Annotated in this window: 16 protein-coding genes; 5 read left to right on the forward strand and 11 right to left on the reverse strand. The window is 73.6% G+C overall.

The genetic code is table 11. The annotated features are described in order from the left end of the window. Positions 1-97: 97 nt before the first annotated feature. The 4 genes from lepB to ACZ6TV_RS54170 all read right to left on the reverse strand — a co-directional run bounded on the left by lepB (position 98) and on the right by ACZ6TV_RS54170 (position 1,961). On the reverse strand, positions 98-742 hold the full coding sequence (gene lepB / locus ACZ6TV_RS54155; protein WP_465309400.1) for a signal peptidase I: 645 nt from the start codon (positions 740-742) through the stop codon (positions 98-100). Next, positions 739-1,056 (reverse strand): PadR family transcriptional regulator, encoded by a 318-nt coding sequence (locus ACZ6TV_RS54160; protein WP_465309402.1) that lies wholly within the window; start codon positions 1,054-1,056, stop codon positions 739-741. Before ACZ6TV_RS54160 ends, lepB begins: the two co-directional genes overlap by 4 nt. Before the next feature lie 10 nt (positions 1,057-1,066). Further along, positions 1,067-1,597, reverse strand: a complete 531-nt coding sequence (locus ACZ6TV_RS54165) for an endonuclease V (protein WP_465309404.1) — start codon at positions 1,595-1,597, stop codon at positions 1,067-1,069. A gap of 97 nt (positions 1,598-1,694) precedes the next feature. Then, entirely contained in the window at positions 1,695-1,961 is a 267-nt protein-coding gene (locus ACZ6TV_RS54170) for a helix-turn-helix domain-containing protein (protein WP_465309406.1), read from the reverse strand. A 35-nt stretch (positions 1,962-1,996) separates the two neighbouring features. Here ACZ6TV_RS54170 and map point away from each other — a divergent pair, with 35 nt between their 5' ends. Then, positions 1,997-2,764: a type I methionyl aminopeptidase gene (map, locus tag ACZ6TV_RS54175; RefSeq protein WP_465309408.1), complete on the forward strand. Its 768-nt coding sequence runs from the start codon at positions 1,997-1,999 to the stop codon at positions 2,762-2,764. 32 nt (positions 2,765-2,796) lie between these two features. On the opposite strand, the gene ACZ6TV_RS54180 is transcribed toward map, so the two are convergent. From ACZ6TV_RS54180 to ACZ6TV_RS54200, 5 genes are read right to left on the reverse strand one after another with little or no spacing between them, the layout of a single operon-like run. After that, positions 2,797-4,449, reverse strand: a complete 1,653-nt coding sequence (locus tag ACZ6TV_RS54180) for a potassium channel family protein (RefSeq protein ID WP_465309410.1) — start codon at positions 4,447-4,449, stop codon at positions 2,797-2,799. Between the two features lie 27 nt (positions 4,450-4,476). After that, positions 4,477-6,033 carry a hypothetical protein gene (locus ACZ6TV_RS54185; protein ID WP_465309412.1) on the reverse strand — a complete coding sequence of 519 codons (1,557 nt, stop codon included), beginning with the start codon at positions 6,031-6,033 and terminating at the stop codon, positions 4,477-4,479. Between the two features lie 13 nt (positions 6,034-6,046). Continuing rightward, positions 6,047-6,880, reverse strand: a complete 834-nt coding sequence (locus ACZ6TV_RS54190; RefSeq protein ID WP_465309414.1) for a hypothetical protein — start codon at positions 6,878-6,880, stop codon at positions 6,047-6,049. A 45-nt stretch (positions 6,881-6,925) separates the two neighbouring features. Continuing rightward, entirely contained in the window at positions 6,926-7,375 is a 450-nt protein-coding gene (locus ACZ6TV_RS54195; RefSeq protein ID WP_465309416.1) for a hypothetical protein, read from the reverse strand. Then, positions 7,372-10,413: a winged helix-turn-helix domain-containing protein gene (locus ACZ6TV_RS54200; RefSeq protein ID WP_465309418.1), complete on the reverse strand. Its 3,042-nt coding sequence runs from the start codon at positions 10,411-10,413 to the stop codon at positions 7,372-7,374. The genes ACZ6TV_RS54195 and ACZ6TV_RS54200 overlap by 4 nt, the downstream gene beginning before the upstream one ends. A gap of 363 nt (positions 10,414-10,776) precedes the next feature. Here ACZ6TV_RS54200 and ACZ6TV_RS54205 point away from each other — a divergent pair, with 363 nt between their 5' ends. After that, entirely contained in the window at positions 10,777-11,418 is a 642-nt protein-coding gene (locus ACZ6TV_RS54205; RefSeq protein ID WP_465309420.1) for a hypothetical protein, read from the forward strand. Positions 11,419-11,511: 93 nt separating this feature from the next. On the opposite strand, the gene ACZ6TV_RS54210 is transcribed toward ACZ6TV_RS54205, so the two are convergent. After that, positions 11,512-11,994 (reverse strand): DUF1269 domain-containing protein, encoded by a 483-nt coding sequence (locus ACZ6TV_RS54210; protein WP_465309422.1) that lies wholly within the window; start codon positions 11,992-11,994, stop codon positions 11,512-11,514. A 153-nt stretch (positions 11,995-12,147) separates the two neighbouring features. On the opposite strand from ACZ6TV_RS54210, the gene ACZ6TV_RS54215 reads away from it, so the two are divergent. Further along, positions 12,148-12,432: a hypothetical protein gene (locus ACZ6TV_RS54215; RefSeq protein WP_465309424.1), complete on the forward strand. Its 285-nt coding sequence runs from the start codon at positions 12,148-12,150 to the stop codon at positions 12,430-12,432. A gap of 186 nt (positions 12,433-12,618) precedes the next feature. On the opposite strand, the gene ACZ6TV_RS54220 is transcribed toward ACZ6TV_RS54215, so the two are convergent. Continuing rightward, positions 12,619-13,425: a DUF7144 family membrane protein gene (locus ACZ6TV_RS54220; protein ID WP_465309426.1), complete on the reverse strand. Its 807-nt coding sequence runs from the start codon at positions 13,423-13,425 to the stop codon at positions 12,619-12,621. 321 nt (positions 13,426-13,746) lie between these two features. Between ACZ6TV_RS54220 and ACZ6TV_RS54225 the strand changes: the two genes are divergently transcribed. Together ACZ6TV_RS54225 and ACZ6TV_RS54230 are read left to right on the forward strand one after the other, a co-directional pair. Beyond that, positions 13,747-14,640 (forward strand): formylglycine-generating enzyme family protein, encoded by an 894-nt coding sequence (locus ACZ6TV_RS54225; protein WP_465309430.1) that lies wholly within the window; start codon positions 13,747-13,749, stop codon positions 14,638-14,640. A gap of 190 nt (positions 14,641-14,830) precedes the next feature. Beyond that, entirely contained in the window at positions 14,831-17,383 is a 2,553-nt protein-coding gene (locus ACZ6TV_RS54230) for a winged helix-turn-helix domain-containing protein (RefSeq protein WP_465309428.1), read from the forward strand. Positions 17,384-17,499 lie beyond the last annotated feature (116 nt).

The following is a 17,499-nucleotide window of genomic DNA, read 5'->3' on the forward strand; positions in this document are numbered from 1 at the left end:
GCAACTCCCCAGTATCCGGTGTGCCCTCGTTGTCGCTGTTGAACACAACGTTAGGCACTCTCGGGAAGCATTGAATCCCCGAAACGTGCCACCGCGGCTAGGCCAGGAGGACGGTGCCGCGGACGTTGGCGGCCGGCTGCGGGCCGTAGTTCCGGGAGTCCCGGGCGGACCCGCGGTTGTCGCCGAGGACGTAGAGCATCCCGTCGGGCACGGTGACCGGCGCGCAGTCGGTGGCCGCGCCGTGGACGTAGGGCTCGTCCAGTGGCGTGCCGTCGCGGCGGACCCGGCCGCCGGCGCAGTCGATGGTGTCGCCGCCGACGCCGATGACCCTGTCGACGGTGGTGAACGCGCCGCCGTCCCCGGTGGGGACCCGCAGCACGACGATGTCGCCGCGGTCGACGCCGGTGACCCGGAACGTCAGCCGGTCGACGATCGCGTGGTCGCCGATACCTAGGGTCTGCGCCATCGCGCCGGACGGGATCCCCCGGACCGTGAACGTGGCGAACGCGCCCGCGGACACCACGGTGACCGCGAGGACCAGGCGCGCGGCGCGGCGGCGCGGCAGGGTGACGGGCATCAGGGTGCGCGCGGCGACCCGCAGGCCGCCCAGGGTCCAGCGCACGACGGCCCACGTGCCGGTGACATGGTCGAGCTCGGCGACGACGGCCGCGCCCCAGGGGCCTCGGGAGCGGCTGAACGCCGCGGTCAGCACCCGGCGAGCCAGCCGGTGCGCGGCGCTCACGACGCGGCCCGCGGGCGCAGCCGGGGCGAGGACGCGGCGGCGGCACGGGCGGCCAGCCGCTGCCGGGCGAGTGCCGCGCCGTCCTGGGTCAGCCTGTACAGGTGCCGCGGCGGACGACCGGGCTGCTCCGCGGGCTCCCACCTGGTCTCCAGCAGCGACCCCTCCGCGAGCCGCATGAGGATCGGATACAGCGAACCGGACGCCAGCCCGGTCTCGCGGCTCAGGTCGTACCCGTACCGCCACGCGCCGGGCGCGGCGAGCAGGGTCTCGAAGACGAGCAGCGTCTGCGGCGACGTGTGCGGCAACCTCGGCATACCCGAAAGTCTACATATGAAGACTATGGTGCGGAAGCGCTCGGCCGCGGGCCAGGGCGTCGACCCGGCGCAGGGCGTCCGGCAGGCGGAAGGCCCCGGCCATCGCCGTGACGAGCGCCGCCGCGTCGGGCAGCGGGAGGCCGGTCGCGGTGACGAACAGGGGCCGCTCGGCGCCGCCGCGGCGCACGGCGATCGCGTGGGTGGCGCTGCGGAACGCGGTCTTCGCCACGCCGACGACCGGGATGCCGAGCTCGTCGGCGACGTGCGCGCCGAGGCCCGGGCGGCCGTCCGGGTCGAGGTCGACGTACCCGTCGACGATGAGCAGGTCCAGCGGCGGCAGCGGGTCGAGCAGCGCGTGCACCGCCGGCAGCTCGCGCTTGTAGAACGCGCCCGGCTCGTACGGCGCGACCTCGTCGAGCCAGGTCACCCGCTCGTCGAGCGGACCGGCGAACGCCGGCTCGCCGGCGATCACCAGCGCGCCCCGGGCGCCGCCGGTCTCCGGGTAGTCGACGTCGATGGCCCCGTACCGCCGCGGATTCACGCCAGCAAGTGAACCAGCCCCGCGGGGAGCGCGTCGAACGGGTTCTGGTCCGGCCCGGCGCCGGTGGCCCGCGGGACGCCCGGGATCCGGGGGTGCGTCAGGCGACGTGCGCGGCGCTCTCGGAGGAGTCGAGGTCGGCGGCGAGCACCGACAGGTCCAGCCCGAGGGCCTTGGCCAGGGCGGCGACGGTGAAGAACGCCGGGGTGGCGATGGCGCCGCGCTCGATCTTGCGCAGCGTGTCGAGGGAGATGCCGGCCTCATAGGCGACGGCGGCGGCGCTGCGGGTGCCCCGCGCCTGCTGCAGGAGCCTGCCCAGGACGAGGCCGCGATGGCGTTCGTCTGCGGTCAACGGGTTGCGCACCATGCGTCGATGATAATCCTGGTATTAGAATCTTCGCCATGGTGGTTCTGAAGAGCGCTGCGGAGCTCGAGACGATGCGTGAGGCCGGCCGGATCGTGGCGCTGACGCTGCGCGCCGTGAGCGAGCGGGCGAAGGCCGGCGTGACCCTGCTGGAGCTCGACGAGCTCGCCAGGGAGATGCTCGCCGCGCACGGGGCGAAGTCGTCGTTCCTGGACTATCTGCCGTCCTTCGCGCCCGTGCCGTATCCGGCGGTGCTGTGCCTGTCGGTCAACGACCAGATCGTGCACGGCATCCCCGGCAGGCGCCCGTTGCGGGACGGTGACCTGCTGTCGATCGACTTCGGGGCGCACATCGACGGATACCACGGCGACTCCGCGGTCACGATCGGCGTCGGCGAGATCGACGACGCCGCGCGGCGGCTCGCGGACACGTGCGCCGAGGCCCTCGCGGCCGGGATCGCCGCCGCCCGGCCCGGCGGGCGGCTCGGCGACATCTCGGCGGCCGTCGAGGCGGTGTGCCGGGCCGCGGGCTACGGCATGCCGACCGGCTACGGCGGCCACGGCATCGGCACCGCCATGCACGAGGACCCGCACGTGCCCAACGTCGGGCGGGCCGGCCGGGGGCTCACCCTGCGTCCCGGCCTGGCCCTGGCGATCGAGCCGATGGTCATCGAGAGCGGCTCCGACCGGCACCGCCTGCTCAGCGACGGCTGGACGGTGTCCACGGTGGACGGTTCCCGCGCCGCGCACACCGAGCACTCGGTCGCGATCACCGAGGACGGCCCGGTCATCCTGACCAGCGGGTGACCGCAGCCCGGAGCCGCGGGCGCCGGCGACCGTCAGGGGCGGCCCGCGGCCCGCTCCAGCAGCCCGACGAGACCGGCCCGGGTCGCGACGACCACCATCGTGTGGCCGCGGTCCAGGGTCCGGCCGCGGTTGCGCTCCGGCCACCAGAAGGTCTGCACGCCCTCCGCGAGCCCCGGCCGGCCGGTCTGCACCGCGACCAGCCGGAGCTCGCCGGGGACGCTGACCTCGTGGAAGTGGCTGCCCTCCAGCTGTGAGCGGGCGCCGACCCGGACCTCGGCGACGAGCAGCACCCGGCGGCCGACGGGGATCGTGTCGACGACCTCACTGCCGACCATCGACGCGGCGAACGCGGGCGCGGCCAGGTAGGACACGCTGCGGGAGTGGTCGATGCCGAACGCGACCTTGATCCGCCGGGCGAAGTCCTCCTCGAACAGCCGCAGGACCACCCGCAGGTCGGCGCGCAGCGAGCGGGCCAGCAGCGCCGCCTCCAGGTTGGTGACGTCGTCGGTGGTGACCATGACCAGGCAGCGGGCGGTGGCCACCGACGCGGTCCGGAGGATCTCGGTGTCCTTCGCGTCGCCGAGGATCACCGGGATGCCGAGGCCACGGGCGACGGCGACGCCGCGGGCGGTCGGCGAGCGGTCCACGGCGACGACGTCGATGCCCTGCTCGTGCAGGCCCTGCACGACCCGGGTGCCGACGTTGCCGAGGCCGATGACGATCACGTGGTCGCCGACGGGGACGGCGAGGCCGCCGGCGGCGATCTTCAGCCGGGCCTTGACGAGCGTGTTGACGACGGCGGCGGTGACCGCCGGCATGACCGCGACGCCCGCGATGACGAGCGCGAGGTCGACGGCCTGGCTGATCCGGTCGGCCTCGAGGTCGGCGTTGGCGCCGCCGAGGGTGGTGAGCACGGTGACGTACAGCGCCCGCCACGGGCTCAGGTCCCGCACCGACGCGACCACGACGCTGCCGGTGACCAGCAGCGCGGCGACGCCGACGAGGACCCGGCGCAGCCCGCCCCTGAGGACCAGCCGGGTGGTGCGCAGCGGGTGCCGGCCGACCCGCGGCGGCGCCGGCTGGACCCGGCCGTAGACGCTGACGAGCACCAGGTCGGCGGCGTCGTCGTCGGCGGGCAGGGTCTCCTCGGTGGCCGTCACGGCGAGCCCGCACCGCACGTCGGTCGGGTTCGCCGAGGAGCGGTCGACGGCCGTCAGCCGCTGGCCGTCGGTCAGCTCGATCGACGTCGGGGTGTTGTCGCCGAGCGCCGCGGCGACGAACGCGGGCGCGGCGATCTCCGACGCCGACAGCACCGCGCAGTTGCGGACCCGCGACGCGACGCCCGCGCCGAGGACCGTGTTGAACATCCGCAGCACGACCCGCACGTCGGGCAGCGCCTCGCGGGCGATCAGGGCGGCGTCGACGTTGGCCACGTCGTCGTTGTCGACGAACGCGATCGCCTCGGCCTCGGTGAGCTCCGGCCGCAGGAACGTGGCCGCCGTCAGGCGGCGCTCCTCGACGACCATCGACCACGGGTCGGGCGCGCAGATCTCGGCGATCTCCGGTGCCAGGTTCTGCGTCAGCGCCGGCACGACGACCGTCACCTGTGCGCCGTAACTGTTGATGAGCTCCCCGACCAGCCTCCGCGCGAGGGCGTTGTCACCCCAGACGACGAATCTGCGCACGCGGCCGATCGTATCGACGAAAGGTGATCAGCAGGGTGGCGGGAATCCGGCCAGCAGATTGATGTCGTACACCATGATGGCGTAGCGGCCGGTGTCGAAGCGCTGCTTCGGCGGGCCCCACATCTTCATCGCCTGGTCCGGGGTGCCGTAGAACGGCCGGTCCTTCTCGAAGACGATGAACCGGGCGTCGTGCGCCGCGTCGTACATGCTGGTCTTGGACTGCCAGCACATCGGCACGACCCGGTCGACGTCGCCGATGACCGGCACGACCGTCACCTTCCCGCGGGTCGTGACGGTGATGTTGTTGGACACCCAGTAGGCGCCGAGGCCGTAGGCGAGGTCGCGCTCGCGCAGCCAGTCGGCGACGACCTGACCCTCCGACGGTTCGGCGCGCGGCGGCGAGTACGCCACCAGGTTGAGCGTCAGCAGCGCCAGGACGGTGACGAGGACCCCCTGCCGCCAGCGGGCCGCGGCGAGCCGTGGCCCGACGATCCGGCCGGCGAGGACCGCGGCCATCGGCAGCACCGGCGAGATCTCCCGCGCCGCCATCAGGTCGACCGGCAGCGTCGAGACGATCTCCGCGCCGATGTCGCAGCAGATCGCGATCGCCATGATCGAGTCGACTCGGTCGGCGGTGCCGCGCAGGGTCCGCAGCAGCACGATCGACACCGCGACCAGCGCGACGAGGAAGCCGATGAGGTGCAGGTAGGAGACCCCCTGCTGGACCCACTTGCCCTGCCAGCCGGGGCGGTGCGTGCCGAACAGGACGCCGAGCATCCGCGCGGTCATGTGCGTGCGGTGGAACCATTCGTCCAGCGGCGACAGCTCGATCGGCGGCTTCGGCGTGTGGTAGCCGCCGATCGCCTTCAGCCCCCAGGTCGCCAGGTGCGACAGGATCACGGACACGCCGGCGGCGACCGCGAGCTGGAAGTCCGTGCTGGCGAGGCGGCTGCGGAACGACCCGCCGAGGCGGAACGCCCGCACCAGGCACACCAGCGCCAGCGGGACGGCGCCGACGAACGTGACGAGCGGGTCACCCCAGGCACCCCACGCCAGCAGCAGCGCCACCACGACCGGTTTTGCCTTCGTGTCGCGCATCCGGTCGATCGCGCCCCACGCGAGCAGCAGCGGGACCGCGGAGCCGGTGTGGTTCGGCGAGGACAGCAGCGTCTGGTAGCCGGTGCCGGGCACCGGGCAGAGCAGGATCGCGACGGCCACCCCGACGCGCAGCCACGCCTCCAGGCCGGTCGCGCGGCCCTTCGCGAGGACCCCGGCCAGCAGCACGATCATCGTGTACGTGATCGCGGCGGCGATGTGGATCTGCTGCACGGTGGGGCCGGTGAAGACCTGGATCGCCGCGTACTGGATCAGCTCCGTCGGGTAGAACGCGACGTCCGACAGCGTCCAGCCGGTCAGCCGCGGGTTGCCGTGGAACATCTCGTGCGCCTGCATCGCGTTGCTGGCGCCATCGGCGTTGATCGGGAACGCGTACGCCATCCGCAGATAGGCGAAGAAGAGCCCTACGGCCGCCACGGCGATCCCGAGCCCGGTCACCAAACCGGTCAACTGCCTGGTTTTCAGCACCCCGGCAGGGTAGCTACCCGAACTCGTCGGCCAGCTCGCGGTATGCGGCTAGTACCGTTTCCGTCCGTTCCGTCAGCGTTTCGACGGGTTCCGGATCGCGGCCCGGGCGGGCGCTGATCGCGCCGAGCAGCGCGTCGGCCGCCTCGACCCGCACCTTGGCCCGCGTCTGCGCCGCCCGGTGGTCCAGGAACCCCTGGCACAGCCCGGCGAGGTTGCGCAGCCGCTCGACCCGCCGGACCACCTCCGCGTCGACGGTGGTCAGCTGCGCGGTGAGCTCCGCCTGCCGGTCCGTGACGGCCGCGAAGAGCAGACCGGCGCCGATCGGCTCGCCGACCGACGCGCGCAGCTCCCGGACCCCCGTCCGCAGCTCGCCGCGCTCGGCGAGGGCGTGCGCGAGGTCCCACAGCATGCGCTCCAGGGTGTCCCGCGGGTCGGTCGGGTCGCCGAGCCGCTCCAGGGCCGGCCAGGTCAGCACGATCCGGTCGGCGTGCGCGGCGGCCTCCTCGAACACGGCCCGGTCCCGGGGGTCGGTGAGGAACTGCCGCAGCGCCCGTTCCCGGCTCGCCGGCGTCTTCACCAGGTGCAGCCCGGCGAGCAGGAAGCCGGCGGCGGCGACGGCCGCCAGGATCGTGCGGCCCAGCGGCGGCGCGTTCAGCCAGTGGATGCCGAGCACGACGGCCGCGGCGCAGGTGAGCGCGGCCGCGTACACCACGAACACCCAGTTGTCGGCGGGCCAGAACGGTCCGGTGCGCGGCTGCCCGGCGCCGCCCGCGAGCCCTCGCTCCAGCGCATTCGTGGCCTGCCGGCGCACGATCGCGGTCCGCCGCCCGCGCAGGTACTCGATCACGCGCCGGTCCGCCGCCCGCGCGGGCACCCGGCGGCCTCCGGGCGCTCAGGCATGCCGGACCCGCCGGACCACGGTCGAGCCGGCGCTGGCCAGCAGCACCGTGGCGAGGGCGCCGGGCAGGCCGCCGAGGGCGCCGCCGAGCAGCGCCGTGGCCGCGAGCACCGGCACGGACAGCGGGCCGACCCATTTCGGCAGGTGCTGCGCCGGTACCCCGACCAGCGCGATCAGCGACGCGGCGGCCAGGGCGAGCGCCGGGGAGAAGGGCTGCCCCGACGCGAGGACCAGTCCGGCGGCGAGCGCCACCCCGAGCGCCGGCCCCGCGAGCGGCAGGACCGTCAGCAGCCCGACCCCGGCCGCGGCGATCTGCGCGTGGGCGACTCCGGCGACGTTGAGCGCCGGCCATGCGACGACGGCCGCGAGCGCACCCCAGACGCACCGGCGGGTCGCCGCCGCCGCCGGTCCGGGGCCCTCGTCGACGGCCCGGACGAGGATCACAGCAGCCGCAGTTCCCGCGCCCGCTCGACAGCCTCGCGCCGGCGGCCGGCGTGCAGCTTGCGGTAGATGTTCTTCACGTGCGTCTTGACGGTGTTGACCGACACGTACAGCGTCGAGGCGATCTCCAGGTTGGACATCGTGCCCTGCAGGTAGCGCAGCACCGTCAGCTCGCGTTCGGTGAGCGGCTCGACGAGGCTGCCGTCCGCGCCGCGGCCGCCGGCCGACAGCGGGGAGGAGCCGGCCGCCAGTTCCGCGGCGAGCGGGTGGTACACGGGCAGCAGCGGCGCGAAGTTCGCGAGGAGATCCCGGACGGGGTGGCCACCGACGAGGAACGGCCGGCGGAAGCTCTCCTCCTCCGCGATGTCGAGAGCCACCTCGAGACCGCGCAGGACCCGGTTGCGGTCGCCGAGCGCCCGGCCGGCCAGCGACGTGAGGATCGCGGCGTGCACGGTCCAGGTCAGCGCCGTGTCCACCGACGGGGTCGCGTACTGCTGCGCGGTCGACGCGGCGGCGGCCGCCTTGCCCTCGACCAGCGCCGCCGACGCGTCGACGCAGGCGGCCCAGCCGGCGTAGATGTCCGGGTCGCCGCCGGTGGCGATGAGCCGCCGGGCCGCGCCGAGGTCGCCGCCGCTGATCCGCAGCTCCGCCTCCGTCAGGGCGAGGGCCCGCTCCACGCTCGGGGCGAGCGCCGCGCCACCGAGCTCGCGGCGGGCCGTGTGCAGCACCTCCAGGGCGGCGGCGAGCCGGCCGGAGCCGTGGCGCAGCCGCGCGCGCACGGTGGCGATCGCGACCAGCAGGTCCGGGTCGCCGGCGGCCAGGTCGAGGCCCTCGTCGAGGAGGCGGTCGGCCTCCGCGATGCGGTCCCATTCGCCGTACACGCTGGCCAGGGCCATCCGCACCCAGCCGAGGTCGGTCGCGTCGGTGATGCCGAAGCGGTCCGCGGTCACCAGGGCCTGGCGGCCGAGCCTGGCCGCGGCGCGGAGCCGTCCCCGGGACGACTCCAGGACCGACAGCTGTGCCGCGGCGCACACCTGGGTCTGTGTCATGCCTGTGCGCTGGGCGAGCACCAGGGCGCCGTGCAGGGGCGTTCCGGCGGCGGCGAGCTCGCCCAGCCGCAGCCGGGCCTCGCCCTCGTCCAGCATGGACAGTGCCCGGACCTCGTCGGTCTGCTCCTCGGGGCGGTTGAGCTCGCCGAGGGCGGCGAGGGCCCTGCGCGGGTCGCCGGACAGCCACGCCTCGGCGGCGGCGAAGCCGGCGACCATGCGGGCGTTGAGGCGGACCTGTCCCTTCGGCTGCTCCTTGACCTGCTCCTGAACCTGCTCCTGCTCCTGGGCCTGCTCCTTGACCTGGTCCTGGTGCGTGCCGTTCGGGGCGGGGGCGGTCATGACGGCCGTCGCGCCGCCCTGCGTGGCCGGGACGTGCAGCGTGGCGGGCAGGCCCGCACCGCTCTGCCCGGTGCTCTGCCCGGTGCTCTGCCCCGCGCTCTGCCCGGTGCCGCCGAGGTTCTGGCCGCCGGCGACGGGGCCGCTGTTGCGCGGGCCCGTCCCGCCCACGGGGCCGCCCGCGGCGGCCGGCATGTTCGTGCGGCCCGGATGGTTCTGGGTGCTCTGGTGGTGCGGGCCGTTCACGGCGCCGGGTCCGTTGCCACCCGCCGCGCCGGTCCCGGCGCTGGTGCCGTTGCCGGCCGGGGTGCCGTTCGAGCCGCCGTTGCCGGCGGGCGCGCCGGTGCCGCCGCCGGACGGGGCGCCCGGCTCCTTGGCCTGGCCGGGTGCCGCGGGCGAGCCGGCGGGCGCAGTGGTGGCGGGCGGGGTGTCGGTGGCGCGGTTGCTGCGGCGCAGGAAGTCACGGGTGCCCTCCAGGTCGCCGACGCGCAGGCGCTCCGCCGCGAACGCCAGGGCCAGCCGGGGGTCGGTGTGCTCGTCGCCGGCCGGCGCGTGCGGCGCCGCCTCGTGCGGGCGGTCGTAGCGGACCCCGCCGACGATGTCGGGCCAGTGCCGGTCGAGGGTCTCGACCGCGGTCGTCCAGTCCTCGGCGAGCAGCGAGTGGCGCATCGCCTCCGCCGGGATGCCATAGGTCGCGTGCCACGCCGCCGCCCTGCGGTGCAGCTCGGCGACCCGTTCCGGGTTGCGGCGCAGCAGTTCGGAGTGCAGCGTGCGGGCGAAGAGCGGGTGGAAGCGGTACCAGCCGCCGGGTCCGGCGTTGCGGGTCAGGAACGCGTTGGAGCCCTTGAGCTCCGCGAGGACCCGGGCGCCGTCGTCGCGGCCGGTGATCGCCTCGACCAGGCCGGCGTTGAGCCGGGTCGCGACCGCCGTGTCGAACAGCAGCCGGCGGGTGTCGGCGGGCAGCGTCTCGATGACCTCGCCGGTGAGGAAGTCGCCGACGGCCGTGCTGTAGGGCCCGCCGTCGTCGAGGACCCGCTCCGGCTCCGGGTGCCCGCGCATCGCCATCGCGGCGAGCCGCACACCGGCCGGCCAGCCCTCGGTCATCGAGTGCAGCTCGTACAGGGTGCTGCCCGGCAGGACCACGTCGTGCGCCGCGAGGAGCTGCGCGGTCTCGGCGATGGTCAGCGACAGGTCGGTCGTGCGCATCTCCGTCAGCGAGCCGTTGACCCGCCAGCGGTACAGCGGCAGCGCCGGGTCCCGCCGGCAGGACAGCACCAGGTGCAGCTTGCCCATCCCGTGCCGTACCAGCGACTCCAGCTCGGCAAGGGCGGCCTGGTCGCTGATCTCGCGCACGTCGTCGACGACGACCACGTGGGGGCGGTCGAGGGAGTCGACGGCCCGCGGCAGGTCGTCGGCGTAGAGGTCGGTCTTGGCGTCCCCGGTGGACGCCGTGTCCCCGGCGGACAGCGCGCCGCGCAGCCGGCCCGGCACGTCGGCGCCGTCCGGCGAGTGCGACGTCACCCAGCGCACGACCGGCAGCTCGTCGCCGATGCGCACGGTGCGGGCCCACGCGACCAGCGCCGCGGTCTTGCCCCAGCCGGCGGGCGCCGTCACCAGGGTCAGCGGCGCCCGGACCGCGGCGTCCAGCTGCTGCACGACGCGATCGCGCAGCACGTATCCAGGCGGCAGATCCGGCACCGCCAACGTCGACGGGGCCGTTCCACGGCGATCCTGCTGTACCAACGCTTGCGACACTCGGTGCCCCCCGATTTCATACCTCGCCAAACGTGACGAGCAAAGCACCGCCCGCAGCAGCGGGGCCTCACCCTGCCTGGGTGGTCTTCCCTTGACGGATGTGGCTGTTTGCCTTGCGTAGCAACGGTTCCATCGACGTCGCTGCACCGGCGCGCCACGCGCAGAAGGCTCACCCGGAACGGATGACGCGTGGTCACCACACTGGTCGGCAGCGTTCCCGCTATCGCCCGTCGCGTCGACGAGCGGGGAGGGGGATGAGCCAGGATGAGCGCGCTTGTCGGCGAGATCGAGCTCCGCGGCGAGAACGGGTTCGAGCTGAGCCTGAGGGGTTACCACCGAGCCCAGGTCGACCGGTACGTCGCCACCTTGCAGATGCGGCTGACCACCGTGGAGACCGAGCTCGCCTCGGCGCGCTACCGGGAGCAGCAGCTGGCGGGCAAGGTCGAGCGGCTCAACACGGAGCTGCGCCAGTGCACGTGCGGCGACGAGAGCTCCAAGGCCGTCGGCGGCCGGATCCAGCAGATGATCGAGCTGGCCGAGCAGGAGGCCGACGACCTGCGGCGGCAGGCCGCCGAGCAGCTCGACAGCGCGCGGGCCGCGGGGGAGGCGATGCTCGCCGACGCGCGCAAGCACGCCGAGGACGCGATCCGCGACTTCCAGACCGCCCTGGCGCAGCGCCGTTCCGAGGAGGCCCGCGCCGAGCAGGCCCGCCGTGTGCAGTGGGACACCCGCCGGCAGCGGCAGCGCGAGGCGGCCGAGCACCTGCTGGCGTCGACCCGCTCGATCGGCTCCGAGAGCCTGCAGACCACGAGAAATCTGCTGGACGCCCTGTCCGAGCAGCACGCCAAGCTGATCGCGGAGGTCGAGACCGCGGAGAAGGAGATGGCCAACCTGTCCAACGCCTGAACGACGTTCTGCCCCGTACCGAAATGCCCGGTGGTCCATCGTGGACCACCGGGCATCGCCCTGTTCCGGGCCGGATCAGGTTTCAGGGGCGGATCAGGCGAAGACCTCGTGCAGGTGGTCCTCCTGCTCCTTGGACAGGTTGGTGTGGATCAGCTTGGGCCGGTCGCCGGCGAACGCGTCACGGACCCGGTCGACGACCACGTCGGTGGTCAGCACGAACAGCGCGGACGTGCCCGGCTGGATCTCGTCGCGGGTCCGCTTGATGAAGTCGTCGTCGATGCCCACGTCGGTCAGCGAGCCGGCGATGGCACCGGCCGCCGCGCCGACCGCCATGCCGAACAGCGGGATCAGGAAGATGAGGCCGAAGAGCATGCCCCAGAACATGCCGCCGAGCGCGCCGCGCGCCGTGAGGTTGTGCAGCTGGCGGGTCTTGGGCTTGTCGGAGCCCTGCTGCCAGGAGACGGTGGCGGCGTCCTCCACGGTCACCAGACCCTGCTTCGCGAGGTCCTGGAGCTTCTCGGCGGCTCTGGAGGCGCCCTCGGGGGTGTCGAACTTCCAGACGGTCAACGTGGCCATCGTCGTGCTCCGTTCCTTGAGACCGATGTAGGTCGAGCGTCGCGGCGGCCGGCCGTGCCCTGCCCCACCTGTGCGGAGTGACGATCTGCCCGCTGGCTGATCACCCCGCCGGGGTGAGGACGCATCACTCGGACAGCCAGCAGGATTCCTGCCATGAACGAACTGCGGGCGGCCCTGATGGTGACTGCTGCACCATCGATGATGGTCCGCCCGTTCCCGCCAGCCGCGGGCGTCACGTCGTCGGTGGTCCCCGGCGTGACGACCCAGCTGGAGCGTCAGGTGAACACCGTTGAGCAGGGGGTACTCAACGGGGCAGGAGGAGCGGTGGACACGGCCCGCATCCTGCGCACCGGGCGCTCTTCAGCGAGGGCGGCGGGAGCCGATGGGTGGGCGGCTGATCCGGAGGAGGCCGCCCACCCATCGCAAGTCCCCACCTAGAGACGTCTGACACCGAAGGACGGCGCGAGAGGCGCCGACGCGCTCCCAGGCCCGCGTCGGCGCCTCGAACGTTTCTGCCGGGACACTCTTTTTATCCGGACATGAAGCGGGACACGAAGAAGGTGGCTGCCACGGGGGCAGCCACCTTCTTCTCTGTGTCTTCTGCAGTGGGTGGGCGGGGAGCTGTCAGATCACGCCGTGATCCGACGTGGGTGCGGCGTGCCGCGGCTGGTCCGTGGACCACCGTGCCGTCTCGTCGTGCCGGGAGTGCGCGCCGCCGCCGCCGATGTCGCCGTACCTGGGCGGCTGTGGCGTCTCGCCGGGCGCGGCCATGTCGCCGTGCCGGCCGGTCGTCTCAGCGGAGTGCGCTCCTTCGTTCGGCCTCGCGGCCGCCCCGGGCCGTCCTGCCGGGTACGGGCCGCCGGGTGGATAGGGTCCGACGTTCTGCGTGGCGCCCTGCGCGGGTGCGCCCGACGGCCGTGCGCCCGGATGGCTCGGTGAGGTCGGCGCGTTCATCGGGATGCCGACGCCGTACCCCTGGTAGTCGGCCGACTGGAAGTCGCGGTCCGCCCGGTGACTGCCGGGCACCGCCGGCGCCGTCGTGGGCGGCTCCGACTCCGCCCAGTGCACGGTGAGCGCGAAGAGCACCACGACGCTCAGCGTGAGCATCAGCATCGACCACACCGGGTACGCGCCGAGCGAGCCGATCTGGACCAGCATGTGCAGCGCCACGATGACGATCGCCGCCACCCTGGCGACGACGTTGCGGGCCATCAGCCCGATCCCGGCGGCCAGCAACAGGCCGCCGAAGACCAGCAGGACCACGCCCCAGCCGGTCAGGTTGACGACGACCAGACTGTCGCCGTCGATGAACGCCACCTGGTTCTGCAGCAGCGCGACGAGTCCTTCGAGCACGTTGAGGAGCCCGAGCACGACGAGCATGACGGCCGCGAAGGTGACCCAGCCGAACCACACGGCTCTGCTCTTGGTCATGGCCTCTGTGTTCCTTCCTCTGCACGAGCGGGACACCGGCAGGAGGCAGGTCGGCAGGTCTGACCGAGCAGGTTCGTCGTCCGGCCGCGGCGGACAAGAGAGGAGGCGCCGCGGCCGGATCCGGCGAAGCTCGTGTGGCGACCTCCCTCCCTTGCGGAAATTGCGAACCGGTGCTTTTGAGCCGATCGTTCGGTGCATCCGGATGACCGGACATCACCCTGCCCGTGTGAGTTGAAGTGCGCGTCCATCGATGGAGTGACCGTCACCCCCGCCGGGTGAGGACTTCTCACCCGGCGCCGCCAGCACAATGCGGTCGTGGAGATGGCCTGGATACCTGGTGGCACGTTCGCCATGGGTGCGGACGGCTTCTATCCGGAAGAGGCGCCGGTGCGCAAGGTCACCGTCGACGGCTTCTGGATCGACTCGCATCCCGTCACGAACGCCGAGTTCGCCCTGTTCACGACCGAGACCGGCTATGAGACCGTGGCCGAGCGACAACCCGGGCCGGACGGCCCGGACGCCGGCCAGGGCGCGCAGCCGGGCTCGATGGTGTTCGTGCAGCCACCGGGCCCGGTGCCGCTGCGCGACTGGCGGGTGTGGTGGGAGTTCCAGCCCGGCGCGTCCTGGCGACATCCGTGGGGTCCCGACTCGTCGATCCGTGGCAAGTCCGCGCACCCGGTGGTGCACGTCGCCTACGAGGACGCCGCCGCGTACGCGAGCTGGGCCGGCAAGGACCTGCCGACCGAGGCGGAGTGGGAGTTCGCCGCCCGTGGCGGGCTCGAGCAGGCCGTCTACCCGTGGGGCGACGAACCCGAGCCGGGCCGGGCCAACATCTGGCACGGCATCTTCCCGTGGCTCGACCGCAGCGACGGCGGGCACGGCACCAGCCCGGTCGGTGCGTTCGCCGCCAACGCCTACGGGCTCTTCGACGTGGTCGGTAACGTGTGGGAGTGGACGTCGGACTACTACCGCTCCGGCAACGCCAGGTTCGACCTGGGTGATGACCCTCTTCAGCCGCAGGGTGAGGTCGCCGACAACCCGCGCGTCGACACCCCGGCAGGGGCGGCCGTCTATGCCAGCCGGGTCGTCAAGGGCGGCTCCTACCTGTGCTCCACCGGCTATGACCACCGGTTCCGTCCGGCGGCGCGGCAGCCGGAGGCGGTCGACAACGGCAGCTGCCACGTCGGCTTCCGATGCGTCCGGAGGCTCGGGTGATGACGCACCGTCATTTGTTCACCCCCTACGGGTGAGGCGTCCTCACCTTTAATCGCCCCACAATCCCGTGGTCATCCGCCGTGCTGCGGTGGGTGGGAGGGGGCGAAAAACGTTGGGGCAGAAAACGCTCGTTGACACCATCACCCGTCCTGTACTGCACTTCGCAGTGCCTGAGCCGCCCCGCTATCACGTGCCACGACCACGTCTTCTGGACGCGTTGGATCGGGCGGTGGCGGGGCCTTTGACATTGATCTCCGCTCCGGCGGGGTGGGGCAAGACCACCCTGCTGGCAGAGTGGGTGGCGGCCGGGCGATCGCCCTGGCCGCTGGCGTGGTTGACCGTCGAGGCGCACCACGGCCCACGCTTTTGGGAACACGTGCTGGGTGCGGTCGCGGCGGCCACCGCGGAGCACCAGGTCACCGCGGCACCCGCCGACGGTGGCGAGGCACTCGACGAACTGGTCGTGCTGCTGCGCCGGCCCGGCCCGCCGGTCGTCGTCATCCTGGACGACCTGCAGGAACTTTCGGTCCCGCGGGTGTGGGGCGAGCTCGAGACGCTGCTTTCCCAGGCGGGCGACCGCCTGCGCCTCGTCATCGCCTGCCGGACCGACCCGGCGCTCACCCTGTACCGCTTCCGTATCCGCGGCGCGCTCGCCGAGCTGCGCAACGGGGCGCTCGGCTTCACCCTCGACGAGACGGCGCAGATGCTCAACGCGCACGGCGTCCGGCTCGCCGAGGCGGCACTCGTGGAGCTGCACGCGGTGATGCGGGGGTGGGCGGCGGGACTGCGACTCGCCGCCCTCGCCGTGCAGGGGCACCCGGAGCCGGACAGCCTCGTGCCGCGGTTCGCGTTGCAGGACCGGGCGCTGGGGGAGTACCTGGTCGGCGAGGTCTTCGACACGCTGCCGGAGGACATCCGCGAGGTCGTGCTCTGCACCTCGGTCCTCGACCAGGTCAGCGCGGAGCTGGTGGAGGCGCTGACCGGCCGGGTCGACGGCGCCCGCATCCTGGGCTCGCTGGAACACTCCAACCTGTTCGTCGTGCAGGGCAGCGGCAACGCCGGCATGTACCGGTGCCATCCGCTGTTCGGGCTCATGCTGTACGACGAGCTGCGGCACCGCCGGCCCGAGCAGGTCCGCCAGCTGCACCGGCGGGCCGCGGACTGGTTCGCGTCGCACGACCTGCCGGCCGACGCGCTGCGGCACGCGCTCGCCGCCCGCAACTGGGGGCAGGCCTCCGACCTGCTCGCGGCGAGCTGGCAGGAGCTGGTGCCGGGGGCCCGGCTGCGGACCATCAAGGAGCTGGTCCCGCCGCCGCCGCAGGAGGTCCGCAACGACCCGAAGCTGGCCCTGGCGTTCGCCGCGGAGCGCCTCGACGCCAGCGACCCGCAGGGCACGGAGACGTTCCTGCACCTGGTCGACCGGTCCCAGCACACGCTGGTCGAGTCGGCCCGTACGGCGCTGCGGCCCATCGTCGACAGCTTCCGCATGGCCGAGGCGCACCAGTCGGGCAAGCCCGACCTGATCCTCGCGACCGCGCCGCAGCTGCTGCGCGACGACATGGGTCTCGACGACCAGGACACCGCGCGGATGCGGGCCCTGGCCCTGGTCGCCGTCGGCGGCGCCCGGCTGCTGCAGGGCGACCTGGCGCAGGCGGAGCTCGCGCTCACCGAGGCGCTCGGCCTGGCCCGCCGGTGCGGCGGCGTGCAGTCGCAGCTCGCGGCGCTGCGGCAGCTCGCGCAGCTCAACGTGACCCGCGGGCGGCTGTCGGCGGCGATGCGCTACGGCAAGGAGGCGCTGGCCCTCGCCGACCGTGAGGGCCAGACCCAGGGCAGCGACGTCGTGTGGGCGCAGCTCACCGTCGCCGAGGTCTGCTACCTGCAGGCCCGGGTGCGGGCGGCCGAGCACTACCTGGACCGGGCCCTGGACGGCGGCGGGCTCGCCGACCCCGGGCTGGTCGCGGTGGCGACGATGTCCCGGGCGCACATCCGGGCCGCCGCCGGCGACGCCAGGGCCGCCTGCACCGAGCTCGCCGCGATCCGGCGGCAGCTCGCGGACTGGCGGTACACGCCGAGGCTCCAGCACTGCGTCACGCTCGCCGAGGCGGAGCTGCGGCTCGCCGCAGGCGACGTGGAGGCGGCGAAGCGGCTGCTCAACCTCGAACCGGTCGAGCTGCTGACGCCGTGGCTGGGGGTGGTGCGCGCGAAGGCGCACCTCGCCGAACGCCGTCCGGCGGCCGCTCTCGGCGCGGTCCAGCCGTTCCTGGAGTACACCACCGGGTCGCTGGTGTGGACGGTCGACGCCAACCTCACCTGTGCCCGGGCGCTGCGCGCCCTCGGCGACCGTTCCAAGGCCGGGCGGGCCTTGGAGCAGGCGCTGCGCTGCGCCGAGGACGAGGGCATCCGCTGGCCGTTCGTGGCAGGTGGCCAGCCGGTCCGGGAGCTGCTGGTGACCTACCTACCGGCGGGCAGCGGCTTCCGCGGTGTCGCCGAGGACATCGCGACCGAGCTCAACGGCTTCGGCCGCCCGGCCGCCGTGGCGGGCGAGCTGGCCGAGCCGCTCACCGAACGCGAACTGGCCGTCCTGCGCTACCTGCAGGGCACGCTGTCCGCGGGCGAGATCGCCTCGATGCTCTACGTGTCCGTCAACACGGTGAAGACGCACATGAAGAACATCTACCGCAAGCTGGGGGTCGGCAGGCGGCGAGAGGTGATCGAACGGGCCCGCGAACTGAACCTGCTCTGACGGTTCGCCAGGCACAGCAGCGGGGGGGGGGGGGGGGGGGGGGGGGGGGGGGGGGGGGGGGGGGGGGGGGGGTGGGGGGGGGGGGGGGGGGGGGGGGGGGGGGGGGGGGGGGGGGG

The sequence above is a fragment of the Dactylosporangium sp. NPDC051087 genome, assembly GCF_055586325.1.

Coding starts and splice junctions, on each gene's coding strand:
- ACZ6TV_RS54160 (WP_465309402.1), bottom strand. CDS start 1,056: ATGCCGAGGTTGCCGCACACGTCGCCGCAGACGCTGCTCGTCTTCGAG.
- ACZ6TV_RS54170 (WP_465309406.1), bottom strand. CDS start 1,961: ATGGTGCGCAACCCGTTGACCGCAGACGAACGCCATCGCGGCCTCGTC.
- map (WP_465309408.1), top strand. CDS start 1,997: ATGGTGGTTCTGAAGAGCGCTGCGGAGCTCGAGACGATGCGTGAGGCC.
- ACZ6TV_RS54205 (WP_465309420.1), top strand. CDS start 10,777: ATGAGCGCGCTTGTCGGCGAGATCGAGCTCCGCGGCGAGAACGGGTTC.
- ACZ6TV_RS54210 (WP_465309422.1), bottom strand. CDS start 11,994: ATGGCCACGTTGACCGTCTGGAAGTTCGACACCCCCGAGGGCGCCTCC.
- ACZ6TV_RS54215 (WP_465309424.1), top strand. CDS start 12,148: ATGAACGAACTGCGGGCGGCCCTGATGGTGACTGCTGCACCATCGATG.
- ACZ6TV_RS54220 (WP_465309426.1), bottom strand. CDS start 13,425: ATGACCAAGAGCAGAGCCGTGTGGTTCGGCTGGGTCACCTTCGCGGCC.
- ACZ6TV_RS54225 (WP_465309430.1), top strand. CDS start 13,747: ATGGCCTGGATACCTGGTGGCACGTTCGCCATGGGTGCGGACGGCTTC.